The sequence below is a fragment of the Novosphingobium sp. BAM6 genome, assembly GCF_057784955.1.
In genome coordinates, this window is record NZ_JBYNTR010000001.1 from 1,735,334 (window position 1) to 1,762,084 (window position 26,751).

General features: G+C 67.6%; 21 protein-coding genes and 1 tRNA gene. 14 read left to right on the plus strand and 8 right to left on the minus strand.

Annotation, left to right across the window (positions count from 1 at the left end; all coding sequences use genetic code 11):
- Both AC3EC3_RS08030 and AC3EC3_RS08035 read left to right on the plus strand, forming a co-directional pair.
- Window positions 1–762 carry a hypothetical protein gene (locus tag AC3EC3_RS08030; RefSeq protein ID WP_488489057.1) on the plus strand — a complete coding sequence of 254 codons (762 nt, stop codon included), beginning with the start codon at window positions 1–3 and terminating at the stop codon, window positions 760–762.
- Window positions 755–1,414, plus strand: a complete 660-nt coding sequence (locus AC3EC3_RS08035; RefSeq protein ID WP_488489058.1) for an OB-fold-containig protein — start codon at window positions 755–757, stop codon at window positions 1,412–1,414. The genes AC3EC3_RS08030 and AC3EC3_RS08035 overlap by 8 nt, the downstream gene beginning before the upstream one ends.
- 7 nt (window positions 1,415–1,421) lie before the next feature.
- On the opposite strand, the gene AC3EC3_RS08040 is transcribed toward AC3EC3_RS08035, so the two are convergent.
- Together AC3EC3_RS08040 and AC3EC3_RS08045 are read right to left on the minus strand one after the other, a co-directional pair.
- The gene (locus AC3EC3_RS08040; protein ID WP_488489059.1) at window positions 1,422–1,784 is read right to left on the minus strand and encodes a YciI family protein; all 363 of its coding nucleotides are present in this window, start codon (window positions 1,782–1,784) and stop codon (window positions 1,422–1,424) included.
- Between the two features lie 158 nt (window positions 1,785–1,942).
- Window positions 1,943–2,155, minus strand: a complete 213-nt coding sequence (locus AC3EC3_RS08045; protein ID WP_488489060.1) for a hypothetical protein — start codon at window positions 2,153–2,155, stop codon at window positions 1,943–1,945.
- 127 nt (window positions 2,156–2,282) lie between these two features.
- Between AC3EC3_RS08045 and AC3EC3_RS08050 the strand changes: the two genes are divergently transcribed.
- Together AC3EC3_RS08050 and AC3EC3_RS08055 are read left to right on the plus strand one after the other, a co-directional pair.
- Entirely contained in the window at window positions 2,283–3,953 is a 1,671-nt protein-coding gene (locus tag AC3EC3_RS08050) for a flotillin family protein (protein ID WP_488489061.1), read from the plus strand.
- Window positions 3,954–4,270: 317 nt separating this feature from the next.
- Complete coding sequence (locus tag AC3EC3_RS08055; protein WP_488489062.1) at window positions 4,271–7,585, plus strand: trifunctional glycoside hydrolase family 18/polysaccharide deacetylase/glycosyltransferase family 2 protein; 3,315 nt, start codon at window positions 4,271–4,273, stop codon at window positions 7,583–7,585.
- 144 nt (window positions 7,586–7,729) lie between these two features.
- On the opposite strand, the gene AC3EC3_RS08060 is transcribed toward AC3EC3_RS08055, so the two are convergent.
- Entirely contained in the window at window positions 7,730–10,498 is a 2,769-nt protein-coding gene (locus tag AC3EC3_RS08060; protein ID WP_488489063.1) for a M1 family metallopeptidase, read from the minus strand.
- Window positions 10,499–10,802: 304 nt separating this feature from the next.
- Here AC3EC3_RS08060 and AC3EC3_RS08065 point away from each other — a divergent pair, with 304 nt between their 5' ends.
- The 5 genes from AC3EC3_RS08065 to AC3EC3_RS08085 all read left to right on the plus strand — a co-directional run bounded on the left by AC3EC3_RS08065 (window position 10,803) and on the right by AC3EC3_RS08085 (window position 16,915).
- Window positions 10,803–12,491 (plus strand): thiamine pyrophosphate-requiring protein, encoded by a 1,689-nt coding sequence (locus AC3EC3_RS08065; protein ID WP_488489064.1) that lies wholly within the window; start codon window positions 10,803–10,805, stop codon window positions 12,489–12,491.
- The gene (locus AC3EC3_RS08070) at window positions 12,491–13,735 is read left to right on the plus strand and encodes an alpha-hydroxy acid oxidase (RefSeq protein WP_488489065.1); all 1,245 of its coding nucleotides are present in this window, start codon (window positions 12,491–12,493) and stop codon (window positions 13,733–13,735) included. Before AC3EC3_RS08065 ends, AC3EC3_RS08070 begins: the two co-directional genes overlap by 1 nt.
- A gap of 95 nt (window positions 13,736–13,830) precedes the next feature.
- A complete protein-coding gene (locus AC3EC3_RS08075) occupies window positions 13,831–15,252 on the plus strand; it encodes a sodium:solute symporter family protein (RefSeq protein WP_488489066.1) in 1,422 nt (473 codons plus the stop codon).
- A 131-nt stretch (window positions 15,253–15,383) separates the two neighbouring features.
- The gene (locus tag AC3EC3_RS08080; protein WP_488489067.1) at window positions 15,384–16,403 is read left to right on the plus strand and encodes an MBL fold metallo-hydrolase; all 1,020 of its coding nucleotides are present in this window, start codon (window positions 15,384–15,386) and stop codon (window positions 16,401–16,403) included.
- Window positions 16,404–16,414: 11 nt separating this feature from the next.
- On the plus strand, window positions 16,415–16,915 hold the full coding sequence (locus AC3EC3_RS08085) for a GlcG/HbpS family heme-binding protein (RefSeq protein WP_488489068.1): 501 nt from the start codon (window positions 16,415–16,417) through the stop codon (window positions 16,913–16,915).
- Window positions 16,916–16,992: 77 nt separating this feature from the next.
- On the opposite strand, the gene AC3EC3_RS08090 is transcribed toward AC3EC3_RS08085, so the two are convergent.
- Window positions 16,993–17,069 (minus strand) — tRNA-Arg (locus AC3EC3_RS08090).
- 101 nt (window positions 17,070–17,170) lie between these two features.
- On the opposite strand from AC3EC3_RS08090, the gene AC3EC3_RS08095 reads away from it, so the two are divergent.
- The gene (locus AC3EC3_RS08095) at window positions 17,171–17,995 is read left to right on the plus strand and encodes a queuosine precursor transporter (protein WP_488489069.1); all 825 of its coding nucleotides are present in this window, start codon (window positions 17,171–17,173) and stop codon (window positions 17,993–17,995) included.
- Between the two features lie 64 nt (window positions 17,996–18,059).
- A complete protein-coding gene (recF, locus tag AC3EC3_RS08100; RefSeq protein WP_488489070.1) occupies window positions 18,060–19,166 on the plus strand; it encodes a DNA replication/repair protein RecF in 1,107 nt (368 codons plus the stop codon).
- On the opposite strand, the gene AC3EC3_RS08105 is transcribed toward recF, so the two are convergent.
- The gene (locus AC3EC3_RS08105; protein ID WP_488489071.1) at window positions 19,135–19,911 is read right to left on the minus strand and encodes an arylesterase; all 777 of its coding nucleotides are present in this window, start codon (window positions 19,909–19,911) and stop codon (window positions 19,135–19,137) included. The two genes, recF and AC3EC3_RS08105, sit on opposite strands and share 32 nt — an antisense overlap.
- 82 nt (window positions 19,912–19,993) lie before the next feature.
- Here AC3EC3_RS08105 and AC3EC3_RS08110 point away from each other — a divergent pair, with 82 nt between their 5' ends.
- The 3 genes from AC3EC3_RS08110 to AC3EC3_RS08120 are packed head-to-tail and all read left to right on the plus strand — an operon-like array spanning window position 19,994 to window position 23,842.
- On the plus strand, window positions 19,994–20,704 hold the full coding sequence (locus AC3EC3_RS08110; RefSeq protein ID WP_488489072.1) for an ABC transporter ATP-binding protein: 711 nt from the start codon (window positions 19,994–19,996) through the stop codon (window positions 20,702–20,704).
- 10 nt (window positions 20,705–20,714) lie between these two features.
- Entirely contained in the window at window positions 20,715–23,261 is a 2,547-nt protein-coding gene (locus AC3EC3_RS08115) for an ABC transporter permease (RefSeq protein ID WP_488489073.1), read from the plus strand.
- 8 nt (window positions 23,262–23,269) lie between these two features.
- Window positions 23,270–23,842, plus strand: a complete 573-nt coding sequence (locus AC3EC3_RS08120) for a hypothetical protein (RefSeq protein ID WP_488489074.1) — start codon at window positions 23,270–23,272, stop codon at window positions 23,840–23,842.
- A gap of 26 nt (window positions 23,843–23,868) precedes the next feature.
- Here the strand turns inward: AC3EC3_RS08120 and AC3EC3_RS08125 are convergent, their stop codons facing one another.
- The 3 genes from AC3EC3_RS08125 to AC3EC3_RS08135 all read right to left on the minus strand — a co-directional run bounded on the left by AC3EC3_RS08125 (window position 23,869) and on the right by AC3EC3_RS08135 (window position 26,751).
- Window positions 23,869–24,447: a cell wall hydrolase gene (locus tag AC3EC3_RS08125; RefSeq protein ID WP_488489075.1), complete on the minus strand. Its 579-nt coding sequence runs from the start codon at window positions 24,445–24,447 to the stop codon at window positions 23,869–23,871.
- 316 nt (window positions 24,448–24,763) lie between these two features.
- The gene (locus tag AC3EC3_RS08130) at window positions 24,764–25,972 is read right to left on the minus strand and encodes an ABC transporter permease (RefSeq protein ID WP_488489076.1); all 1,209 of its coding nucleotides are present in this window, start codon (window positions 25,970–25,972) and stop codon (window positions 24,764–24,766) included.
- The gene (locus tag AC3EC3_RS08135) at window positions 25,972–26,751 is read right to left on the minus strand and encodes an ABC transporter ATP-binding protein (RefSeq protein WP_488489077.1); all 780 of its coding nucleotides are present in this window, start codon (window positions 26,749–26,751) and stop codon (window positions 25,972–25,974) included. Before AC3EC3_RS08135 ends, AC3EC3_RS08130 begins: the two co-directional genes overlap by 1 nt.

Consider the following 26,751-nt stretch of genomic DNA (forward strand, 5'->3'; position numbering starts at 1 on the left):
ATGGCATCGGGACGCGATATCAGCGTGAAGAAGGAGATCGTGCGCGCCGCCCGTCGCCAGCGGGCGATGCGGCTGGAGCAGGCCCGCCGCGCGCGCTGGGCGCACCGCATGCGGCGGCTGCGCCGCGCATTCCTCGCCGCCGCCGCCATCGTGCTGGCAACGTTCGTGGCCGCGCTGGTGATGGGCGGGCTGCCGTTCACCACCACGCTGCTGGCGATCCTGCTGGCGATGGTCGCCTTCGCCGTGCTCGCCTTCTATCCGCCCAGCCCGCGCCCGCGTGCCGACCAGCTGGGCTCTGCCGAACTCGCCGAACTCGCCGCCAGCACCGAGCTGTGGCTGGAGAGCCGTCGCCGTGCCCTGCCCGCGCCTGCGCTCGACGCGGTGGACATGATCGGTGTGCGGCTGGAGCAGCTTCAACCGCAGTTGCAGACGCTCGATGCCAACGGCCCCGCTGCGCGCGAGGTACGCAAGCTGCTGTCCGAGCATCTGCCCGCGCTGGTCGACAGCTATACCCGCATTCCCGCCTCACTGCGCGGCAAGGCGCACGCGGGCAGCACCCCCGATGCGCAGCTGGTCGAGGGCCTTGGCACCATCGCCGACGAGATCGAGGCGATGAGCCTGGACCTCTCGCAGGGCGATCTCGACGCGCTGGCCACGCGCGGGCGGTTCCTGGAGACGAAGTATGTCGAAGCGCGGCTTACCGCCCCGACTTCGACACCGGCCGCGATACCCGGCCCGACGCCGGGTGCCTCCGATGCTTGAGCTGCTCGGGCTCACCCAGAGCCTGCCCTTCACCGCCGCGATCGGGCTGATGCTGATGCTGGCGCTGTTGCAGGTCGCCGGTGCGGCGGACCTTCTGGGGAGCCATATCGATGCCCAGATCGGGGGCCAGCTCGACGCGCATGCCGGGAGCGATCACGCCATGCCTGTGGACGCCGGACTGCTCTCGCTGATCGGGCTGGGCCGCGTGCCGTTCCTCGTCTGGCTGATGCTGCTGCTCACGCTGTTCGGACTGATCGGCCTTGGCGCGCAGGGGCTGCTGCTCTCGCTGACCGGCCAGCCGTTGACCGCGTGGATCGTCGGCCCGCTGACCGGGATCGCCGCGCTTCCCGCCACCGGCCTTGTCTCGCGCCCGCTCGCGCACCTGTTGCCGAGCGACGAGACCAGCGCGATCCATGTCGGCAGCCTTGTGGGGCGCGAGGGCGAGATCGTCGTCGGCACCGCCAGCCCCGGCAACCCGGCGCGCGCCCGCGTGATCGACACATATGGGCAGGCGCACCATGTCATGCTGGAGCCCGACAGCGCCGACCAGCGCTTCGTCACCGGCGAGAAAGTCCTGCTGGTTCGCCGCGAGGGCGAACTGTTCAAGGCCATCGCCCGCGGCGACCACTATCTGCCGCGGCTGGACGGGTAAAAGCGGGTCAACCCACCGGGCGGCCGATTTCGTAGAACGGGCGGATCTCGATCACGCTGGGCACCGGCATCGGGTTGGGGCAGCGCTTCACCCACGCCGTCGCCTCGTCGAGATCGGCGACGTTCCAGATCCAGAAGCCAGCGACGAGTTCCTCTGCGGGCGTGAACGGCCCGTCGATCACCTCGCGCGCCTCACCATCGAAGGCGACGCGGCGGCCATAGGAACTGGCGCGCAGACCGCGCGCCATCACCAGAACGCCCGCCTTCTCCAGCTCGTCGTTGAACGCGCCCATCGCCGCCATCATCGCGGGATCGAGCGGCGGGTCGCCCTCGCTGAATTCGGTGGCCTTGACCACGACCATGACCTGCATCGCGCGTTCTCCCTCTTCTGTCTTCGCATCCACTCTATCACATGCAATCGACTCGCAGATATCCGGTTTCGCTGGGAAGGTGCTTTCGATTCGTCTATGAACAGTGGCAGACAAGATGAAGTCGAGAGCGGGGCATCGTGCCGACCGCCGCGTCTTGATCAGGAGTAACCCGACGATGTGCGCATGTCGCTGAAAAGCACGCGGCGCTGAACGTCACACTTGTGCTGGATTTCCCGAAAGATCTTCTTCTGACGGTTTTTTAATTCCGGCACATCTTCACGCCACCCGCATTTGCGGCCATCATCGCCGCGACGGCTTTCGCCTGTCGTCGTGATGGGATGCGCTGGCCTGCGGTCGATCCCCACCATCATCGCGACGCGAAACCTGTCGCCCCCGCTTAGCCGTGCGCCCCTTCACCGGGCCTTGCACGGCTGAGCCGGGATGACCTTTCGTGCGGGGCACCCTGCCCCGCCGGCGTCCCTTGAAGGAGATTGATCCATGAACGCTCTTGTCGGTCCGGCGATCGTCGCCGGCATCGCCCTTGTCCTGTTCCTGGGCATCGCCCTGCTGGTCGCCCGGCTCTATCGCCGTGCCAGCAAGGAGATCGCCTTCGTGCGCACGGGCGTGGGCGGCGAGAAGGTGGTGATGAACGGCGGCGCGCTGGTGCTGCCGGTGTTCCACGAGACGATGCCGGTGAACATGAACACCGTGCGTCTGGCCGTGGAGCGCAAGAACGGCGATGCGCTGATCACGCTCGACCGCCTGCGCATCGACGTGAAGGCCGAGTTCTACGTGCGCGTCCGCCCCGATGCGGGTGCCATTGCCATGGCGGCGCAGACGCTCGGCCAGCGCACCATGCATCCGGAAGCGCTCAAGGAACTGGTCGAGGGCAAGTTCGTCGACGCGCTGCGCTCGGTAGCGGCGGGGATGACGATGAACCAGCTGCACGAACAGCGCGCGGATTTCGTGCAGAAAGTGCAGCAGGTGTCGTCCTCGGATCTGGCCATGAACGGTCTTGAGCTGGAATCGGTGTCGCTAACCGGCCTCGACCAGACCTCGATCGAGCACTTCAACGCCAACAACGCCTTCGATGCCGAGGGTCTGACCAAGCTGACCGAGCAGATCGAGCTGCGCCGCAAGGCCCGCAACGACATCGAGCAGGAAACGCGCGTCCAGATCGAGACCAAGAACCTCGAAGCCCAGCGACAGACGCTCCAGATCGAGCGCGACAACCAGTTCGCCAAGCTGGAGCAGGAGCGCGAGGTGGAGATGCGCCGGGCCGAGCAGGCCTCGGAAGTGGCGCGCGAGCAGGCCTTGCGCAGCCGCGAGGCGGAAGAGGCGCGGATCATGGCCAAGCAGATCGTCGATGCCAAGCAGATCGAGGCCGACCGCGCCGTGCAGGAAGCCCGCATCGCGCAGGCGCAGGCGATCGAGCTGGCCCGGCAGGAACAGCAGATCGCGGTGCAGAACAAGAGCCGCGAGGAAAGCCAGGCCAAGGCCCAGGCCGACGAGGCCCGCGCCAAGGCGGTCGCCGCCGAGGAACAGGTCTCGACCAGCCGCGAAACCGAAGTGGCAGAGCGCGCCAAGCGCATCGAGCTGATCGAGGCCGCCAAGGAGGCCGAGCGCCAGGCCATCGCGGTGACGGTGCAGGCCGAGGCGGAGAAGACCGCCGCCGCCAACCGCGCCGAAGCTGCGCGTCTGGAAGCGAACGGTGAGGCCGAGGCCGAAAAGCTGCGCGCCGAAGCCGCCGCGATCCGCTTCGAGGTGGAAGCCGCAGGCCAGCGGGCGATCAACGAGGCGGCGAACCTGCTCTCGTCCGATCAGGTCTCTTTGCAGATGAAGATGGCACTGCTGAAAGTCCTGCCCGAGATCGTGCGCGAATCGGTCCGTCCGATGGAAGCGATCGATTCGATCAAGATCGTGCAGGTCGATGGCCTCAAGACCGGCGGGGCGGCCTCGGGCGTGGTCGCGAACGATATCGGCGGCGGCGCAGGCAATCTGGCGGGCAACGCGGTGAACGCCGCGCTCGCCTATCGCGCGCAGGCCCCGCTGATCGACGGGCTGATGAAGGAGCTGGGGCTGGACGGCTCCTCGCTCGACGCGCTCGCCAAGGGTGCGGTTTCGGCAGCGGAAACTTCGCCTATGCCGCTAGCCGGCGCAGCGGAATAGCACACCACACCCAAACCCGCCCGACCGCGCGCCCTGCGAGCGCGGTCGGGCCTTTCATAATCAACACACACAACGCAGTGCGACGGATCGTTCAGGGAGCCGAAAGCCGTCCGGGCGCAAGCGCGCGCCGTCCGCCTTACAGGCATCGTGCAAGGGGCGGTTGGAAAGCAGCCTTTCGTGACTCAGCCTCCTGCCCCCTTCCCTGTATTGCCCCTGCCTCCTGCCTTGACAGCGGCTCTCGCCTCTGACCATGCGCCCACCATGACACCGGCCGATCGCGATCTGTCTTCGCGTCTCGTCGTGAAAGGTTCACGCGCATGACCTCCCCCGTCTTCTTCGACAGCACCGGACGACGCCGCAAGGTGGTCGGCTTCGTTGTCGGCCTGCTGCTGATCGTCGCGCTGGGCTGGTCGGTGATCTTCGCCAGTACCATCGTGCAGGTGCCCGACGCCTCCGCCCTCAAGATCGGCGGCGAGCGCCAGCAGCCGCTGCCGTTCCGCACCCGCATCGCCCGTCTGCGGCACCACCTGCTACCGGGCGGTCACAACGGCATCAAGGGCCAGCCGCTCTCGATCGCCTATTACGTGCCGTGGGACGAGGACAGCGCCAGTTCGCTGAAGGCGCATTACGATTCCCTCGACTGGATCGTCGCCGCCGACGCGCTGATCGATGCGAAGACCGGTCGCCTGACGGTCCAGCCCGATGCCCATCTGGCCGCGATCATGCGCTCTCGCCTGCACCGCCCGCAGCTGCACATGATGGTCCAGAACTTCGACGGCAAGGCCTGGGCCGGGGCGCCGATGGTCCGCCTGCTGAACAATACCAAGGCCAGCGACGCGCTGATCGCCGATCTGGTTTCCGCCGGTCAGAAGAACAACTGGCAGGGCGTGACGCTCGATATCGAAAACCTGCCCGACAATGCCCTGCCGCGCTATGCCGCTTTCCTGGCAAAGGCGCATGCGAAGCTGCAGGCGGCGAACCTCGGCCTCTCGGTCACGGTGCCTGCCGATGCGCCCGTCTGGTATCTGAAACAGCTGGGCAAGTCGGTCGATCACGTCATGCTGATGGACTATGACCAGCACTGGCAGGGCGGCACCCCCGGCCCGATCGCCGCACAGGACTGGTTCGAGGAGAACCTCGAAACCGCGCGCGGCGTGATCCCGGCGAACAAGCTGGTCGTCGCGCTCGGCTCCTATGGCTATGACTGGCACGACGGCACCGCCGATGCGCTGGCGATCGAAGATGCCTGGCTCGCCGCGCACGACAGCGGCGCCACCCCGCAGTTCGATCCGGCCAGCGGCAACAGCGGCTTTTCCTACGAGGATTCCGGCCACAAGCACACGATCTGGATGCTCGATGCTGCGGCGACGTGGAACCAGATGCAGGTGCTGGGCGATGTCGGCGGCATCGCGCTGTGGCGTCTGGGCAGCGAAGATCCGGGCTACTGGCAATCGCTGAATGCCTTGCGCCACAATTCCCGCCCCGACCTGTCGACCATCGCGCCCTCGCGCGGTGCCGATGTCGAAGGCAGTGGCGAAGTGCTTCGCATCGGCGCCAGCCCCACCGGCGGTCAGCGCACGATGACTTTCTCACCGGACGGCACAGTCACCGGCGAGAGCTATCAGGTGCTGCCAACGCCTTACGTGGTGAACCGGACCGGCGGCGCCGATCCCAAGGTGCTGGCGCTGACCTTCGACGATGGCCCGGACCCGGACTGGACGCCGAAGATCCTCTCGATCCTGGAGGCCAAGCACGTCCCCGGCACGTTCTTCGTGATCGGCGAGAACGCGCTGGAACACCCCGGCCTGCTCCAGCGCGAGAATGCCGACGGCTTCGAGATCGGCAACCACAGCTACACCCACCCGAACATGGCCGAGGAATCGAACCTTGGCACTAAGCTGGAGCTGAACACCACCCAGCGCCTGATCGAGGCCTATACCGGCCGCTCGACCCGCCTGTTCCGCGCGCCCTATTTCGGAGACGCCGAACCGACCACCGCAGACGAACTGGAACCGGCGGCGCTGGCGCAGACGCTGGGCTACACCATCGTCGGCCTGCACGTCGATCCGGACGACTGGAAGCGCCCCGGCGTCGAGCACATCATCAACGAGGTGATGGCGCAGGTGAAGAACGTCACGCCGGACCGCAGCGAGAACGTGATCCTGCTGCACGATGGCGGCGGCGACCGGTCGCAGACGATCATCGCCCTGCCGATCATCATCGACCGCCTGAAGGCCGAGGGCTATCGCTTCGTCACAGTCTCGCAGCTAGCAGGCGTATCGCGCGATGCGGTGATGCCGCCGGTGACGGGCGCCGACCTTGCCGCCGTGCGCGCCGACGTCGGCTTCTTCGCGGCGCTGGCGGGTATCTTCTATATCCTCAAGTGGATGTTCTTCTTTGCCATTTCGCTGGGCATCGCGCGCGCGGTGTTCCTGACCGCGCTGGCGCTGATCGACCGCCGCTCGAAGGATCGCGCACCCGAACTGCCCGCCGATCCCGACGCACGCCCGCTCGTCTCGGTGATCATCCCGGCCTATAACGAGGCGAAGGTAATCGTCCCCTCCATCGCCCGCGTCCTCGCCAGCGACTATGCGCGGATCGAGCTGATCGTCGCCGACGACGGATCGAAGGATGCCACCAGCGAACTGGTCGTCCGCCACTATGGCGACGATCCGCGCGTGCGGCTGATGACGCTGGAGAACGGCGGCAAGGCCAGCGCGCTCAACCGCGCGCTCAAGGCCGCTTCGGGCGAGATCGTCGTCGCGCTCGATGCCGACACGCAGTTCCTTCCCGAGACCATCGGGCGTCTGGTGCGCTGGTTCGTCAACCCGCGCATCGGCGCGGTGGCGGGCAATGCGCGCGTGGGCAACCGCATCAACCTGATCACCCGCTGGCAGGCGATCGAATACGTCACCGCGCAGAACGTCGAGCGTCGCGCGCTCGATGCGCTGGGGGCGATCACCGTGGTTCCGGGCGCCGTCGGCGCCTGGCGGCGCAGCGCGCTGGATGCCGTGGGCGGCTATCCCGAGGACACGCTGGCCGAGGATCAGGACCTGACCATCGCCATCCAGCGCGAAGGCTGGCGCGTCGCCTACGACGTGGAGGCCATCGCGCTGACCGAGGCGCCGGAAAGCTTCACTGCGCTGTCCAAGCAGCGCTATCGCTGGTCGTTCGGCACGCTGCAGTGCCTGTGGAAGCACCGCGCGGTGCTGCGCAAGGGTGAGCCGCGCGGCCTTGCCTGGTTCGGCATGCCGCAGGCCTGGGTGTTCCAGATCCTGTTCGCCGCGATCTCTCCGGTGATCGACCTTGCGCTGCTGATCTCGATCGTCGGCACCATCGTGCGCGTTCAGCAGCACGGCTGGGCGCAGACCCAGACCGACGTGCTGCGCATGGGCGTCTACTGGGTGGTATTCGTCGCGGTGGACCTGATCGCGGGCTGGATCGCCTATCGCATGGAGCCGCAGCGCCAGCGCTTCCCCGGCCTGATGCTGATCGCCCAGCGCTTCGCCTATCGCCAGCTGATGTATTCGGTGGTGATCCGCTCGATCAGCGCGGCCCTTCGCGGGCGCGTAGTGGGCTGGGGCAAGCTGGAGCGCACCGGCTCGGTCAAGGTCGCCGACGCGCCGAAGTAAGGGCAGTCGCTCTAACTTTTTGGTTTATCGCATTTTCCGAGCCATCAGGCGATTCCACCTGATTGGAAAATGCTCTACCTCGCACAAAAAAGGGGCGCCGGTCGGAACCGGCGCCCCCTTTTTCTTGACGCATGCCCGCGAGGGTTATTTGGCCCGCAGTGCGGCAGGCCACGCAGCCCCGCGCTTGCTCATGAGCACGCCGCAGTCGTGGATGCGCTCCACCACGCGGTCGAGATCGAGGCCACCGCGCTGGTACTGCTCGACCTTCGGGCGCAGCGCCTTCTCGATCTCGTCCGCCTTCTCGACCGAGCAGTATCCGCCCGCATAGGAGGGCAGACGTGCGGCGACGAAGATGCCGTTGTCCTTCACCACCATGTCATAGTGCGCGATCAGCCAGCTGACGCCCATGTCGCGGGTTGCCGGATCGGAGATCAGGCCCGCCAGCATCGTCAGCTTGTCCGCACCGCGCAGGCGATCGTCGGAGCCGAACTTGTCCAGCACCCATTGGCCGATGTCCGCCTTGCCGCTCGCGCCCACTGAACGCAGCGCAGCCCTGCGCACCAGCGAATCCTCGCTCGCCACGCCCTTTTCGTAGAGCGCCTGCGCCGCCTGCGCACCGCCATCGGCCACGTAAGCTCCAAAGCCCGCACCGTAGAGCGACTGGTCGAGCGCCGAGGCATCGCCGCCAAGGTATGCACCCGCGGCCTTCACCAGCGCTGCCTGCACCGGCTTGTCTTCGGCCTCGCCCGCCAGCAAACCGATCAGGTTCGTGCGCAGCTTCTGGCGATCCGGGGCGTCCGAGGCATAGGCCCCGGCTTTCGGATCGAAGCCCAGCGCCTTCAGCCGGGGCGCATAAGTCGTATCGAGCAGCGCGCGATAGGCCGGAAGATCGGCCTCCGCGATCAGCCCGCGGGCTTGCAGCCCGGAAAGCCGCTCGCCGCCATCGACCGCCGCGCCCGAATAGGAGTTGGCCGCCATGGCCTTCATCGCCGAGACCAGCAGCGACGGGCTGACTTCGCCCGCCTGATAGCTGGCCCACAGGCTGTCGGTCAGCGCCAGTGCTTCACCCGGCACCAGCGCGGGCGCGGTGGCGATCAGCTTTGCCCATTCGGCATCGGGCATCGAGAAGCGGTAATAGCCGGTGCCGCCCGCATTGGGCATGATCGCCCCGCTGCCCTTGATCGTCATCGTGCCGCTGGCCTTGTCGAGCAGCTGGCACTGGCGCGCATCGCCCACGCGCACGCACAGCGGGATCGTCCAGCTTTGCGCCGGAACCTGCGAGCCCAGCAGCGCATAACGCTTCTGGCTGACCTGCAGGGTGCCGCCCTTGCGCTCCAGATGGACCACCGGCACGCCCTGCTGATCGACGAAGCTCTTCATCGCATCGACCACGCGCGGGTCCTTGGCGGCATCGGCCAGCGAGGCGAAGAATTCGTCGGTCGTGGCATTGCCGTAGGCATGGCGCTGAAGGTGCAGACGCACGCCCTGCTGGAACTTGGCATCGCCGAGATACGCGGCGATCATCGCCACCACCTGACCGCCCTTGCCGTATGTCACCTGATCGAAGGCGCTATCGATCTCGCCGCTGGTGGCGATCGGCTGATGGATCGGACGCCCAGCTTTCAGCGCGTCGATGTTCATCGCCTGGAACGCCTCGTCGATGGCGCCTGCGCCGATCTTCAGATCGGGCTGCCACTCGTTGCCGATGCGATAGCCCATCCAGTTGGCGAAGCTTTCATTCAGCCAGATGTCGTCCCACCAGGCGGGCGTCACCAGATCGCCGAACCACTGGTGCGACAGCTCGTGCGCGACGACCATGCCGAATTCCTGCTTCTGCGAGGTCGACGCCCCGTGATCGAGGAACAGGAGGTCATCGGCATACGTATCGGCGCCCGCGTTCTCCATCGCGCCGCCCATGATCGGCGAACCGATCTGGTCGAGCTTGGGGAACGGGAACGGCTCGCCGAAATACTTCTCCAGCAGGCCGACGATCGGCCCGGTGTTCTGCAATGCGAAGTCCAGCTTGTCCTTGTTTGGCTGGGTGCCGAGCACACGCACGGCCAGTGGTGCGGCGCGCTCGGGCGTCGGCGCGGCCTCGCCCTTGGCGACCGCGAACGGCCCGGTGCCGAAGGCGACGAGGTAGGTCGGCAGCGGCCTGGTCGGCGCGAAGCGATGCACCACCATTTCGGCAGGCGTGGTCAGGCCGTGGGCCTTGTCGTACTGTGCGGCGGGCGAACTGGCATCGACCTTGAGCGGCGTCTCGCTGGCTTCGGACGCGTTGGAATAGACCTGCTGGCCCGCCTCGGTCGTCAGCGTGACGGTGAACGGCGTCTTGAAGCCGGGCTGGTCGAAGCCGGGAAAAGCCCCGCGCGCGTCGATCGATTCGAACTGCGTCCAGGCATACCACTTGTCCGCCACCTTGACGTGGAACAGGCTAGCGCCGCCGTTGCTGAACGGTGCGTCGTAATCGAACACCAGCGTCACCCGGCCTGCGGGGATCTGCCTGGCGAAGTCGAGCCGCACGACGCCCAGTTCATCGACCTGCGTGTACTTCACCGGCACCACCGCACCGCCGACGCGCGCGCTCACGCCTGCCATCGCAAGGTCGCGCCCGTGCATATAGAGCGAGGAGAGCGGCTTTCTGAAATCAACGTCGATCTCGGTATGCCCGGAAAAGCGCGTGCGCTCCGGCTGGATCGTCAGGTCGAGCCGATAGGCGAGTGGCACCGCGACGTCGGACAGCTTGCCCTTGGGGGCATTGGCGTCGGGCACGATCGCAGGCGCCGGGTCTGCGGCAGTCGTGTTCTGGGCCATGGCGGGCTGGCCGAAAGCCAGCGCGGCAGGCGCGGTGGCCAGCAGCAGCACGGCCAGCTTCGGGCGCAGCGACGGGCGCCGAGAGAACGGGGAACGCATTGGGGGGACTCCCTGATTGGTGTGCCGGCGCGGCGACCGGCCATGGCGCGCACTATGATCGTGGCTCGTGCGATGTCCAGCACCGTTCGCCTAGCGGAGAAGACGCTGGTAGAGAGACCTTCTGCCCGTCCCATCATCTGCCCCGCCATCTGTCTTCGTGATGATGCGGATAAGGCATAATTATTGGATGCTATGCCGCATCCGGGTCTAGCCTCTCCTTCGAACACCAGACCGGCGCGCCCCTGATACCAGAGGCGAAGCACCTGCCGGGACACAAGGTCGCATTACGCGGAGAAGGATCGTCATGCCCCAAGGCACCCTTTCGGATTCCCCCGTTTCCGATACGCACACCGCGGAAACGCAATCGTCGGCCATGCTGGTGCTGCGCCAGTTGCAGGCCGAAGGGATCGACTACTTCTTCGCCAATGGCGGCACCGATTTTCCGCCGATTGCCGAGGCCTATGCCCTCGCCCGCAACGAAGGCGTGGCCGTGCCGCGACCGATGGTGATCCCGCACGAGAACCTCGCCGTCGCCATGGCCCACGGCGTCTACATGACCACCGGGCGGATGCAGGCGGTGATGCTGCACGTCAACGTCGGCTCGGCCAATGCGATCAACGCACTGCTCGATGCCTCGCGCGACGAGACGCCGGTGCTGCTGATGGCAGGCCGCTCGCCCTATTCCGAGCGCGGCCGCAGCGGCACCCGCACGCGCTACATCCACTGGGCGCAGGAGATGTTCGATCAGGCGGGCATGCTGCGCGAGGCAGTGAAGTGGGATTACGAGCTTCACCTGCCCGAACAGGGCGCCGATGCCGTGGCGCGCGCCGCACAGGTGGCGCTGAGTGTGCCGCGTGGGCCGGTCTACCTCACCCTCCCGCGCGACGTGATCGCCGAGGATGCGCGCGACAGCCAGCCGATCGCGCCGCTTGCGCCCAACCCGGCCCCGCGCCCCGACCCGCAAAGCCTGGCCACGCTGGCGCGCTGGTTAGGCGAGGCCAAACGCCCGCTGATCGTCACCGCCGCTGCCGGTCGCACCCCAGAAGGCTTCGCCGCGCTCGACAGTTTCGCCCGCCGTGCGCAAGTGCCGGTCACCGCCTTCCATCCGCGCTTCCTGAACTGCGCGACCGACAATCCGTGGTTCGCAGGCTTCGATCCCGCCCCGCTCATCGCCGAGTGCGACCTGCTGATCGCGCTCGACTGCGACGTGCCGTGGATCGACGCGGTGCAGTCTCCCCCCGCCAATGCGCGCGTGGTCCAGATCGGCACCGACCCGGCGCATGTCCGCTATCCCATGCGCACCCACCGCGCCGACCTCAACATCGCGGGCGAGACCGGCGTGGTCCTGCCTGCGCTCGAAGCGATCCTCGGGTTCGACAGCGGCGCCCCCCGGCAAATGCCGGGCGGGCTTCCCGCCTCGCCCGCAGCACCCGGCGCGACGATCTCGCCCGAATACCTCAGCCGCTGCATTGGCGAGGCGATCGATGCCGATACCATCCTCGTCAACGAATACCCGCTGCGGCTGGAGCACTGTCCGCGCACCAGGGCGGGCACCTACTTCGGCCTGAGCGCTGCCGGGGGCCTCGGCTGGGGCCTGCCCGCCGCGCTCGGCGCCAAGCTGGCGAACCCGGAGCGCCTCGTCGTCGCGACATTGGGCGATGGCGCCTATATCTTCGCCAATCCCACCGCCTGCCACTGGGCCGCAGAGGCGCACGGGCTACCGGTGCTGACGGTGATCTTCAACAACAGCCTCTACGGCGCGGTGCGCAATTCCACCAAGGCGATGTACCCCAAGGGCGGCGCCGCCGAGGACGCCTGGCGCATGCTCGCCGAACTCGATCCCTCGCCCGCGTTCGAGACGCTGGTCGAAGCGAGCGGCGGCAAGGGCTTCCGCGTGGAAGACGCCGCCGAACTGCCCGCCGTACTGGCGCAAGCCGTCGCCACCGTGCGCGCCGGACAGCAGACGCTGGTCAACGTGATCTGCCCCTACTGATGCGCCGCACCCCGCTTCCTGACGTCCCGCGTCCAGACGGCGCGGGGCCTGACAGCAGGCGCGCCGCCCCCGCTGGCTGGGGCACGGGCGGGCTGTCCGGGCGGGCCGCCGCGCTGCGCCGTCGCTATCCGGCGATCACCGATCTCTACCCCCTCGCCCGCCGCCGGGTGCCACGCTTCGCCTACGATTTCGTCGCAGGGGGCGTGAACGACGACCTGTGCCTCGCCCGCAACCGGGCCGCGCTCGATGCCGTCACCATCACCCCGCGCTATGGCCGCGACGTGGGCAAGGTCGATCTATCCACCGACCTGTTCGGCCAGCGCTATGCCCTGCCCACCGGGGTTTCGCCGATGGGTCTTGCCGGGCTGCTGTGGCCGGGCATCGACGAGAGCATCGCCGCCGCCGCGCAGGCCGCGCGCATTCCCTATGTGCTCTCGACCGTGGCGAATACCACTATCGAGCGGATCGCCCGGATCGCGCCCGACGTGTTCTGGTATCAGCTCTACAACGTGCCGCGTGACGATCACCGCGTCCTGCGCGACCTGATCGCGCGGGCCGAGGGTGCCGGGGCGAAGGCGCTGGTCCTGACGCTGGACGTGCCGGTGCGCTCCAAGCGTTACCGCGACGTGCGCAACGGCCTGTCGGTGCCCTTCCGCCTGCGGGCGCGCACCGTGCGCGATGTCGCGCTGGCACCGCGCTGGGCACTGTCGATGCTGCGCCACGGCCAGCCGCGCTTCCACAATTTCGACGCCTATCTGGGCGAACGCGCCGCAACGGCGGACATCGCGGGCTATGTCTATCGCGAGATGGCCGGGCCGATGACGTGGGGAACGGTCGCGATGATCCGCGATCTGTGGCCGCGCGCACTGGTGGTCAAAGGCGTGCTCCACCCGCGCGATGCCGAGGAGGCGGGGCGGCTGGGCTGCGAAGGCGTGCTCGTGTCCAACCACGGCGGCCGACAGTTCGATGCCGCGCCTGCCGCCATCGATGCCCTTCCCGCCATTGCCGCAGCGGTGGGCGAGCGGATGACCGTGCTGATGGACAGCGGCATCCAGTCCGGGCTCGACGTGCGCCGGACGATGACGCGAGGCGCACGCGCCGGTTTCGCCGGACGCGCCTTTGCCATGGGCCATGCCGCGCTCGGCCGCGAAGGCCCGGCCCACGTCATCCGCATTCTCGAAGAGGAAATCCGGCTCGCGCTGGCGCAGTCGGGCGCCGACGCGGCCCAATACGCAAAACCATAATAGAACAGCCCGACGGAGAGGACAGGACATGTCACAGGATTATAGCGGGGTTGCCCCGGCGAAGAGGCCCAGCCCGGCAGACACGGGAGGCCATCATGGGGCTTGAAAACGGGGCCGACTGGTTCGTCATCGGCGTCAGCGTCGCCTACATGGTCGGCCTCGCCTTCGTCAGCTATGCGGTGCGCCGCAATGCCCGCACCGCCAAGGGCTTCACCTCGGGCGGGACGACCTACCCGGCGATCTTCATCGGGTTCATGCTGATGAGCGAGTTCATCGGCACCACCGCCAGCGTGGGCACCGCGCAGCAGGCCTATACCGCCGGTGTCTCCGCTGCATGGAACGTCGCCGTGCTGGGCATCGGCTTCCTGCTCTACGCCTGGCTGCTGGCGCGCAAGTTCAACGAAAGCGGCGAGAACACGATCTCCGCCGCGATGGCCAAGTTCTATGGCAACAAGGTGAAGCTGGCGACCTCGATCATCATGATCTGCGCCCTGCAGATCGTCGCCATCTCCACATACGGCTCGGGCGGCGCGGTGCTGGCCCCGCTGCTTTCGGTCGACCGCTCCACCGCGATCATCATCACCGGCGTCGTCGCGGTGCTCTACGTCAGTCTGGGCGGCATGAGCTCGGTGATCTACACCAATGTGATCCACGCGATCCTGAAATACGTGGGCGTGCTCTTGGCGCTCGGCTTCGCGATATGGATGGCGGGCGGCACAACGCATATCGTCGAGGTGGCCCCCGCCAGGATGTTCTCGATCTCGGGCGTCGGCTGGGATCAGGTCTTCGCCTGGCTAGTCGCGGGTGTGGGCGCGGTGTTCTCCACCCAGTACGTGGTGCAGGCGATCAGCACCGTGCCCGATGGCGCCAAGGCGACCCGGGCCAGCTTCTATGCCGCCGTGCTGCTGATGCCCTTCGGCATCGCCGCCGCGCTGATCGGCGTTGCCGCCTCGGTCGCCTTCCCCGGCATCAAGCCGCTCCAGGCCTTTCCCGAAGTGATCGACCATATGGGCGACCTGCCCGCCGCGATCGTCGTCGCAGGGCTTGCCGGATCGCTGTTCGGGACGATCTCGGCGCTCAGCATCGGCACCGCCACGCTGATCTACAAGGACTTCTACCTGCCGATCACCGGCAAGACCGGCGATGATCGCGGCTCGTTGATGTTCGTACGCGTGCTCACCATCGTCGTCGGCCTGCTGCCGATCCCGCTGGCGATCCTGTCCACGCAAGTCGTCGCGGTGACGTTCCTGGCCAAGTCGCTGCGCGCCGCGCTGGCCGTGCTGGTGCTGCTGATGTTCTATGCCCCGCGCTACGGCAGCAAGCAGGGCGCGTTCGTCAGCATCATCCTGTCACTGCTGGGGACCATCGCCTGGTATCTGGCGGGCAACCCCTTCGGCATCGACAACGCCTTCATCGCGGTGGGCACGCCGATCGTGGTGATGACGATCAGCCACTTCCTGCGCCCGCCGTCGCAAAGGACGGAAGCGTCCGCAGACGTTCCAGTGTTGCAGCGATAGGCGGGGATCGGGGGGAGCGGGTCCGTACCGCGCCCCCCTCCTTCCCCGCAGGTCATTGCATTTGCACACGATTGCACGGAAACGCGTTCCCCGGCATTGGCCTTGCCCGGCGGCAACGTACCATCCGGTACATGACACGCCTCACGCTCTCGCCCATCCGCCGCTCCCCCACCCGCCGCATCCTTGCCGCGACCGCGCTCACCCTGTCGCTCGCGGCATCGCTGACCATCCCTGCAATCGCCCAGACCGTAGCGACCAGCAGCTTCACCCCCGCCGATGTCCAGCCGCCGACCATTCCCGGCGTCCCCCCGGCGGGTCGCGAGCCGATGTACAACCCGGCGCAGACCCGCCAGCTGACGCCGCATGTCTGGATGCTGCCCGGCTATCCCAATGCGGTGATCGTCGTGGGCAGGACCGGGGTTCTGGCCGTCGATACCGGGCTTGGCACGCCCAATGGCCGGATCGTCGCCGCCGAGGCGAAGCGGCTGGCACCGGGGCGCAAGCTCTACCTCGTCACCACCCACTTCCACCCCGAGCACGCCGCAGGCTTCGGCGGCTTCCCCGCTGGCACCGTGCTGATCCGCCCGCGCGTGCAGCAGCGCGAACTGGAGCTTGACCACGAACGCATGGTCGCCCGCTTCGCCATCGACAATCCCGAAGTCCTCAAGAACCCGGTGTTCGGCACGCCCGAACTGTTCGACCACGAGCGCGATATCGACCTTGGTGGCGTCCACGTCCGCGCGATCTATGCAGGCCCCGCGCATACCGCAGGCGACACCTCGGTATTCATCCCCGAGGACAGCGTGCTGGTGACCGGCGACACCATCCAGAACCGCTTCGGCCCGACGTTTCTGGGCGGCGGCATCGGTCCCGCACCGTGGCTGGCGACGGTCAAGCGCCTCGCCGTGCTCAAGCCGAAACTGATCATCCCCGACCATACCCAGCCCGGCCCCGGCGCCCGGATCATCGCCGACGAGGAAGCGATCCTGAACGAAATGATCACGCGCACCGCCGCCGCGAAGAAGGCGGGCGAGACCCGCGAACAGGCCATCGCCTCGGTGATGAAGACGATCCGCGCCGAGCGCCCCGGCTGGAACATCGGCCCGCTCGCCGACGATGGCGTCGCCCGCGCCTACGACGCCGCGAAGTGAGCGTCTGCGGGATGAAATCCGCGCTGATCGCCGCGCTCGCCCTCACCGCAATCCCGGTGAGCGCGGGGGCGACGGCGGGCGCTACGGCAGCCCCTGCCCGCACCGTCACCCGCACGGAGATTTCCGCGCCGGGCGCGCAGGCAGTGCTGGACCGCGCCCGCACGCTCGCTCGCCAGCGCGGCTTGCACATGTGCATCGCGGTGGTCGATGCCAGCGGCACCCTCGTAGCGTTCGAGCGGATGGACGGGGCAATCACCGGCTGCGGCGATTCCGCCATCGCCAAGGCCGCGTCCTCGGCGAAATTCGGCGTGGCGACCGACAGCTTCTTCACCCGCGCCCGCGATGCGAACCTGCCGATCGGCTTCGTGCCCGGCATCGTTCCCGCTGCCGGTGGCGCCCCGCTGAAGCAGGGCAGCGTGGTGATCGGCGCCGTGGGCGTGAGCGGCGGCAATGTGGAGACCGAACGCGATCTCGCCGCCGACACCGCCGCGGAAGATAACGCGGCGCCCTGATTTCAGGAAGTTAGCGCGCCCGTTCGAACACTGTCCGAACAAAACTTGAACCCCGGCGCGCGCCATTCCCCGGAAGTTGGCGCGCCCGAGTGGGTTCGAACCACTGACCCCAAGCTTAGAAGGCTCGTGCTCTATCCAGCTGAGCTACGGGCGCGCGCTGCATCGCCCATAGCGTGGTTCTGTCCTCGCGCAAACCTCGACTGCGCGCGCAAGCAGCGCTTTGCGTTTGCGAAAGGCTGCGTTACCCACAACCACATGACCGCGACCACTCCCGACAGCCCCTCCGAAACGCTCTCCCCTTCTGGTCTCGCCCGGATCGACGGGCGGCTGACCGAAAAGCGGCACTTCCGCTATTTCGACTTCGTAATGGTCGCCTTCGTGGTGATCCTGCTGCTCTCGAACCTGATCGGCGCGGCGAAGCAGGCGCAGATCGAGCTGCCGTTGCTCGGCACCGTCAATTTCGGTGCAGGCGTGCTGTTCTTTCCGGTCAGCTACATCATCGGCGACGTCCTTACCGAGGTCTATGGCTATGCCAACGCCCGCCGCTGCATCTGGGCGGGGTTCTTCGGCCTCCTGTTCATGGTGCTGATGAGCGTGGTCGTGGTGCAGATCCCCGCCAACCCCGAATGGGCGCTGGCGTCGGCCACCTACACCATTGCGGGCCATCAGGTGACGGCCCCCAATCAGGCGGCCTACTATGCGATCTTCGGCCAGACCCCGCGCATCGTCTTCGCCTCGGTCGTCGCGTTCTGGGCGGGCGAGTTCGTCAATTCCTTCGTCCTTGCGCGCATGAAGGTGATGACCAAGGGCAAGCACCTGTGGAGCCGCACCATCGGCTCGACGGTGTTCGGCGAAGGCGTGGACAGCGCCCTGTTCTATCCGCTGGCGTTCCTGGGTGTGCCCGGCTTCCCCACCCACATGGTCTTCGTGCTCGCCTTCACGCAGTGGATCGTCAAGACCCTGTGGGAAGTGGTGCTGACGCCGGTGACGTATCTGATCGTCGGCTTCCTCAAGCGGCGCGAAGGCGTGGACGTCTACGACGAGCACACCAACTTCTCGCCCTTCGCGAAAACCGCGTAAATCTGGCTCTGGAACTGCAACGGAGCGTTGTCGGCACACCGCTGAGCCGCTAGTTCCCCGCGCGATGCTCGAACGCCTGCTCCTGTCCCGTTTCCGCAACCATCGCGAGACCGCGCTGGAAGGCACGGCGCAGTTCAACCTGCTGGTGGGCGAGAACGGCGCCGGGAAAACCAACGTGCTGGAGGCGATCTCGCTGCTCTCGCCGGGCCGGGGCCTGCGCCGCGCCGCGCTGGCGGACGTTCCTTCGCAGCAGGGCGACGGCGGTTTCGGGGTCAGCGCCGCGCTGATCACGCCCGGCGGCGATCCGGTGCGCCTTGGCACCGGTATCTCGCCCGAGCGCCCCGGACGACGGCTGGTGCAGGTCAACGGCGCCGAAAGCCCGGCGCTGCGGCTGGCCGAATGGCTCTCGATCGGCTGGCTGACCCCGGCGATGGACCGCCTCTTCGTCGACAGCGCGGGCGCGCGCCGCCGCTTTCTCGACCGGCTGGTGCTGGCGCTGCGACCCGATCATGCCGCCCACGCCAGCCGCCTCGAAAGCGCCCTTCGCGAACGCAACAAGCTGCTGTCCGACGAACGCGCGCCCGATCCGCGCTGGCTCGACGCCATCGAGCAGCAGATCGCCGAGGCCGGGGCAATGGTCGCGCAGGCCCGTGCCGACATGATCGCCCGGCTGGAAGCGCGCCTGCTAGACCTGCCCGAGGCGCCGTTCGCCCGCCCCTCACTCGCCTACGAGCCCGGCGGTCCGACCGAACCCGAAGCGCTGGCGCAGGCCCTGCGCGAAGGCCGCCCGCGCGAACGCGCCGCCCAGCGCACGCTTACCGGCCCCCACCGCGACGAACTGCGCGTCACCATGGCAGGAAAGGACCAGCCCGCCGCCGATTGCTCCACCGGCGAACAGAAGGCGATGCTGATCGCGCTGGTCCTGGCCCATTCGCAACTGGTCGAGGAACTGGCCAGGGTCGGACAGGGCGAACAGCGCCCGCGCCTGCTGCTGCTCGATGAAGTGGCCGCCCACCTCGATCCCTTCCGCCGCGCCGCGCTGTTCGAGCGGCTGCGCGAAGGCTCGGCACAGGTCTGGCTGACCGGCACCGAACTGGCCCCGTTCGATGCGATCACCGGCGAGGCGGCGGTGTGGCGCGTCAGTGGGGGTTCGGTGGTGCGGGAACTGTAGCGCCCGCGCTATCCGGTTGAGCGCTCTTGGGGAGCGCCTTGGCCACCGTGTCCACCGTCATCGCCACCATCGCATCGACGCCGTTCGCCGTCGGATGGATATGGTCGGCCAGCTGCAACTCGGGATGGTTATAGATCGGCGCGAGGAAGAACGGCACCAGCGTGGCGTGATACTGCCGGGCGAGGTCCGGGAAGATTGTATCGAAGGCCTTCACATAGTCCGGCCCGAGGTTCGGCGGCGCCTTCAGGCCCAGCAGAACGACGCGGATGTGCTCGGCCTCCAGCCGCGCAAGGATCTTGCCGAGGTTGTCCTTCGCCTGCTCGGGCGGCAGCGCGCGCAGCAGGTCGTTTCCGCCAAGGCTGATCAGCACGAGGTCGGGCTTCCTCGACTGGTTCTTGAGCGTGAAGTCCAGCCGGGCAAGGCCGTCGGCAGTAGTGTTGCCCGAAACCCCGGCATTGGCGATGCGCGCATTGATCCCGCGCGCGCGCAGGGCCAGTTCCAACCGGTGCGGATAAGCCTCGTCCGAGGCAAGGCCGTAGCCTGCCAGCAGCGAATCCCCGAAGGCGAGGACCGACTGCTCGGCCCCGATCACCTGCAGATCGAGCCCCGCATCGCTCGCCGACGCGCTCGAAGGCGCCTCGGCAGGCGTATCCGACGTGCTGCTGCTGCACCCCGCCAGTGCGAGCCCCAGTCCCAGCGTACAGGCTGCCGTTACCGCCAACAGAACCGGTCGTATCGGACGCATGCGTTCTCCTTCTCGCGCTCTTCTTCGCACCGCAGCACGCATGCCCTTGCCGCATGTGCCTGTCGCCACCCATATAGTTGGCGTGACAAGCGCTTACGACCCCCACTCGCTCTCTGCTCCCGCCATCCATGCGAAGGCCCTGCGCCTGACGCTGGGACAGGGCAGCGCCGCCGTCGAAATCCTCAAGGGGCTGGACCTCACCGTCCCGCAAGGCCAGACGCTGGCGCTGCTGGGGCCTTCCGGCTCGGGCAAGTCCTCGCTGATGGCGGTGCTGTCCGGGCTGGACCGCGCCACGTCCGGCACGCTGGAAGTCGCCGGGCAGGACTTTGCAGGCGCGTCCGAAGATGCGCTGGCCCGCGCGCGCCGGGGCCGGATCGGCGTGGTCCTGCAGGCCTTCCACCTGCTGCCGACGATGACCGCGCTGGAGAATGTCAGCACGCCGCTGGAACTGGCCGGCGAAAGCGACGTGCGCGCCCGCGCCGAGGCGGAGCTGGCGGCTGTCGGCCTTTCGCACCGGCTCGACCACTACCCGGCGCAGCTTTCGGGCGGCGAACAGCAGCGCGTCGCCATCGCCCGCGCGCTGGCCTCGCGCCCGGTGCTAGTCTTCGCCGACGAGCCGACCGGCAATCTCGATGCCGCCACCGGCGCACACGTGGCAGACCTGCTGTTCGCCCGCCGTGCCGAGACCGGCGCGACGCTGGTCGTCATCACCCACGACGAGGCGCTGGCCGCGCGGTGCGAGCGGGTAGTGCGGATCGCCGATGGCGTGATCGCGAGCGACACCCTTGCCTGACGTCCGCTTTATGTCGGCCCCCTCCACGTCGGCCCTGCCCTGGCGCAGCGCCTGGACTCTGGCGAAGCGCGATCTTTCCGCGCGGTTCAAGGGCTTGCGCCTGCTGCTGGCCTGCCTGTTTCTGGGTGTCGGTGCCCTCGCCGCGATCGGTACGCTGACCGGATCGATCCAGCACGAGCTTTCCGTGCGGGGGCGCACGATCCTGGGCGGAGACCTGTCTTTCAGCGTCTGGCAGCGCAGCCCGACCCCACGCGAACTGGCGGAGATGCAGCGCTTTGGCACCACCTCCACCTCGTTCCGGTTGCAGGCGCTGGCGGTTCACGGCAGCCACTCGGCCTCGCTGTCGGTCAAGGCGGTGGACAGTCGCTGGCCACTGGCGGGCGAGCTGGTGCTGGCCGATGGGCGCCATGTCGGCGCACCGCCGAGCGGCGTGGCCTACCTCTCCGAAGGCGGCGCCGCGCGCCTCGGATTGAAGCCTGGCGAGCGCTTCACCATCGCCGGATTCCCCTTGAAGCTCGGCGGCCTGATCGCCAGCGATCCGGAGCAGCTGGGCGACGGCTTCGCGCTGGGCGACCCCGTGATCGTGCCCATCGGCATGCCGCGCGAGGCGGGCCTCACCGCGCCGGGCGCGATGTTCCGCAGCGAGACCAAGCTCGACACAAACGGGACAGAGACGGACACAGGCGGGGTGGAGCGCCTCGCCCAGCACTTCAAAACGACCTTCCCCAACGCCGGGTACGAGATCAGGACGCGCGACAACGCCGCGCCCTCGACCACGCGGTTTGTGGAGCGCATGGGTCAGTTCCTGATCCTCGTCGGCCTCGCCGCGCTGACCATCGCCGGGATCGGCATCGGCGGCGGCGTGTCCTCCTACCTCGAAGCCCGCCGCACCAGCATCGCCACGCTGAAAGTGCTGGGCGCGACCAGCGGCGATATCGCCCGGATCTATGCCTTGCAGGTCGGCGCCGCCGCGCTGGCGGGCAGCCTTGCCGGACTGCTGGCAGGCGTGCTGGTAACGCCGCTGCTCGCCCATGCGCTGGGCACGCTACTGCCGGTGGCGGGCGGCTTCATGATCTCGCCCGTCGCGCTGGCGAGCGCTGCGGGATATGGCCTGCTGGTGGCGCTGGTCTTCGCCGCCCCGCCGCTGGTGCGGGCGCGCAATTTCCCGGCGATGGCGCTGATGCGCGCGCGGGTCTCCCCCTTGCGAACCTCGTGGCGGGCGCTGGTGCTGCCGGTGGGCCTCGGCCTTGCCGGGATCGTCGCGCTGGTGATGGTGAGCGCTGCGCAGCCGTGGCTGAGCGCCGGGTTCCTGGTCGGCGCCGCCGTGATGCTCGGCCTGCTGGCGCTCGTCGGGAGGGGCATTGCCCTGCTCGCGCGTCGCCTGCCGCGCCCCGGAAGCCCGATGCTGCGCGCAGGCCTTGCCAACCTCCACCGCCCCGGCGCGCAAGTGGGCGCGCTCGTCACTGCGCTGGGCTTCGGGCTTTCCGCCTTCGTGCTGATCGCCGGGGTCGAGACCAGCCTCGATGCCGAGATCCACAACACCGTGCCCGACCGCGCGCCGGACTACTTCGTGATGGACCTCCAGCCCGAGGCCGCGCCCGCCTTCCGCGCCGTCGTGGACAAGGCCGCGCGGGGCGCCGAAGTGCGCCTCGTGCCGAACCTGCGCGGGCGTATCCTCGCCTACGGACCCGCAGACCACACGACCCGCGTCGATGACAGCGCGAAATTGCCCGAAGACGCATGGGCCTTGCGCGGCGAGCGCGGCCTGACGTGGTCGGACACGGTGCCTGCAGGCAATGTCGTGACCGCCGGACACTGGTGGGGGCCGCACTATGCCGGGCCGCCGCTGGTCTCGGTGGACGAGAAGCTGGCGAAAGCGGTCGGCCTGAAACTGGGCGATACGATCACCATCGGCGTGCTGGGCGTCGAGCGCAGTGCCAAGATCGCCGCGTTCCGCCGGATCGACTGGGATTCGATGGGCTTCAACTTCGTATTGGTGTTCTCGCCCAATGCGCTGGAGGACGCGCCGCACACGCTTGCCGCAACGATCTCGCTGCCTGCGGGCGCGAAAAGCACCAACCTGCTGCCAACGCTGGTGCAGGCCTTCCCGACCAGTTCGGTGATCGAGACCGGGCCCTTGCTGACCCAAGTGCGCGGACTGCTGGACCAGATGGCCAGCGCGATCCTCGCCGCTGCCTCGGTGGCCGTGCTGGCGGGCCTTGCCGTGCTGCTCGGCGCCATCGCCGCCGCGCGCGCCAGCCGGACCTACGACAACGTGATCCTGCGCGTGCTGGGCGCCAGCCGCGCGCAACTGCTGGCGCTGCAACTGGCAGAGTACGGCTTGCTGGCACTGGTGCTGGCCGTGGTGGCGCTGGGCCTCGGCTCGCTGGCCGGATGGGCCGTGATGACGCAGGTGTTCGGCTTCGGTTGGCAACCGGACTGGGCGCGCGTGGCGCTGGTGCTTGTCGCAGGGCTGGTGCTGGTCATGGCTTTCGCGCTGGGCGGCTCACTACCGCTGCTGCGCGCGAAACCGGCGCAGGCGCTGCGGGAGCTGTGAGGAGACCCATGGCCAACATCTGGAATTTATCCGCAAAACCGAACGACTATCTTTGCGCCCAACAAAGAGACTTGCGGTTCTTCCACGATCGCTTCGTGTGCACGCCAATGGCGGACACATGGGTCACGCCGCCTTTCGAGATTCTCAACAAAAGCAAGAAAGTCGCTGACTTCACCAGCTGGCAGATCGGCAGCATGACATTGCTCGTCAGCAGCCGCGCGAAAAATGCCATCAACGAGCTTTGCGGCGATGATGTGGAGTTCCTGCCGTTCGTGACGGTCAAGAAAACCGAACTGTTTGCGCTCAACGTGCTGCGGACCTGCGCTGTGATCGACTGGTCCGCCTATGGCGATAACACTCGCTCGGGTGGCACACCCTATGCCATGAGCACTCTGCCCGGTGGATTACCGCCACTCTTCAAGGATACACGTGAGCGCAAGAGCATCTTTGCCAGCGATCAGTTTGGACACATGGCTGTCGCGCAAGGACTTACCGGCCTGCGCCTGGCAGATCCCCGGCAAGACATCGGAGGCATTACCATCCGCAGGGAACCCATCAACGAGTTTCCCGGTCTTCAATAATAAGGATTGCGCGTCACCCTGCGCCCTCAGGCGCAGAACACCTGATCGGCCAGCTTGGCGACGCGGCGGGGGCAGTAGCCGCCGCGGGCGGCTGCGGCGTGGAAGTAGAGCGCATCGCCGACGACTGGATCGTGCTCGCCTGCGACCACTTCCTGCGCGACACGCAGGGCAGTGCCCCAGCGACGGTCGCCCGAGAAATCGTAGGCATCGACGTTGAAGAACTGGCCGCGCTGCTTGGCAACGCCGCAGATCGTGGTTGGGAAGCGGCCCGAGCGGGTGCGGTTCACCACCACCTGCGCCACGGCGACCTGCCCGATTTCAGGCTGACCGCCGGATTCGCGCAGTACCACCTTGGCAAGGCAGAGCGTCTCGGCATCGGTATCGTCGGCATCGACCATGTCGCCGGCGGCAGGCGCATCGGCGTGGATCTGTGCCAGCGAGGCGCTCTCGACGACCGGCGAAGTGGTCGATGCGACCGTCGCGGGAACCGAAGCGGCGGGAAGCGGTTGAACTACGGGAATGGCCGAGACCGGCCCGGAAAGCTGCACCAGCGCAGCGGCGCCCAGGGTGAGCAGCGCGATACGGCGCGTTTTCGTCGTATTCATGAAGCCCCCTGAACCCCGGCCTGTCCGGTCCCTTGCCCGTGCGAGAGGCCGCAATTCGGTTCGTCGCACAAGTAAACTGCGACCAGTTGCATCGCCAGCGGGGTGGATGGAGCCTGTTAACGAAGTCTGAAAATGGTGGATTTCCGCCATTTCGGCTTTATGGGACGGCGCATGCGGAGCATCCTGACAGGTACGTTAACCAGCGGATTTCCGGTACTTTTCGGCCTGTCGCCCAGCCGTTTCGACGAAATGCTTGGGGTCATGGGTGCCGACCGGGCCGAAAACGCCCGATCGGCCCGACTTCAGATCGAGTCGATCACTCGTGACGCAGCGCGTCGATGGGGTTCAGCGCCGCCGCACGGCGGGCCGGGAAGTAGCCGAAGACCACCCCGATCACCGCCGAGACGATGAAGGCCATCACGTTGCTGGACATGTCGAAGGTCCATGGCACCTGCATCAGCGGCGTCGCCAGCGCGATCAGCACTTGCGCCAGCAGCAGCCCGACGATCCCGCCAAGGCACGACAGCACAATCGCCTCGACCAGGAACTGCATCAGGACCTCGCGCGCCAAGGCACCGATGGCGAGGCGGATGCCGATCTCGCGCGTGCGCTCCGTCACCGAGACCAGCATGATGTTCATGATGCCGATACCGCCGACGACAAGGCTGATCGCCGCGACGGCGGTGACGATGCCGGTCAGCAACCCGGTGGTCTGGCTGAGCGTATCGGAAATCTGCTTGGTATCGAATATGTTGAAGTCATCCTCCGCCCCTTCGGACAGATGGCGACGCTCACGCAGCAGGGCGCTGAGCGAATCCTGCACCTGCTTGCTCTGGTAATTGGTATCGACGCCGACGAGGATCATGCGCACGTCGGTGGAGCCGATGAAGCGGCGCTGCACGGTCTTGATCGGCATGATCACGACATCGTCCTGATCGCCGCCGAAGCCTGCCTGTCCCTTGGTCTCCAGTGTGCCCACCACGGTACAGCTGACGGTGCCCACGCGCATGCGCTTGCCGATCGGATCGACCACCTTGAACAGATTGGTCTGCACGGTGGAGCCGATGATGCACGCAGCGCTGCCCGCCTGCTCCTCCAGCGGGGTAAACAGGCGCCCGGCGCTCAGCTTCCAGGGCTGGACGGTGAAATAGGCGTTGGTGGTGCCGTTGATCGTGGTGGACCAGTTGGCGCCGTCGTAGATCACCCGCGCGGTGCTCTGCGCCTGCGGGGCCACGGCAACGACACCTGCCACCTGCTGGCGGATCGCCTCGACATCGTCGCTCTTGAAGTCCTGCGGCAGCGCCCCGCCGCCGCCACGCCCGAAGCCCTGTCCGGGGCGCACCATCAGCACATTGGTGCCCAGCTGCGCGATCTGCGCCTGCACCGCCGCCGTCGTCGCCTTGCCCAGCGTCACCATGGTGACGACCGCCGAGACACCGATGACGATGCCCAGGATCGTCAGGAACGAGCGCAGGATGTGGCGGCGGATCGAGCGCAGCGCCAGCATGAACACGGTGCCGAGCATCAGGCGAGTCCCTCGGTGGTGCCGTCCGGCTCCGCGATATCGTATGCAGGCCGGTCAGGCTCGGGCATCTCGCCCGAACGGTGCCCGCGCTCGATCCGGTCGACCAGACCATCGCGGAAATGGACGATGGTGCGCGCGAAAGCGGCCATGTCGGGCTCGTGCGTCACCATCAGCACGGTGATCCCCTGCTCGCGGTTCAGCCGGGTGAGCAGTTCCATGATCTCCACCGAGCGTTCGGAATCGAGGTTGCCGGTCGGCTCGTCCGCCAGCAGCACGTCGGGGCTGGTGACGATGGCGCGGGCAATCGCCACGCGCTGCTGCTGGCCGCCGGAAAGCTCTGCCGGGGTGTGGTCCCACCATTCCTTGAGGCCCACCTTGTCGAGCGCGTCGAGCGCGGCAAGGCGTCGTTCGCGCTTGGGATCGCCGCGATAGACCAGCGGCAGCTCGACATTCTCCAGCGCGCTGGTGCGCGAGAGCAGGTTGAAACCCTGGAACACGAAGCCCAGATAGCGCCGCCGCAGCATCGCGCGCTGGTCGCGGTCGAGCGCCTCGACGTGGTGGCCCTTGAACAGGAACGCGCCGCCGGTGGGCACGTCAAGGCAGCCGAGCATGTTCATCGTCGTCGACTTGCCCGATCCCGAAGGCCCCATCACCGCCACGAAATCGCCGCGCTCGATATCGAGATCGACGCCTTTCAGCGCATGGAACGCGGTCGCCCCCGTGCCATAGACCTTGGTGATCCCGCGCAGCCGGATGAGCGGGGCGGCAGCGGCGGCCAT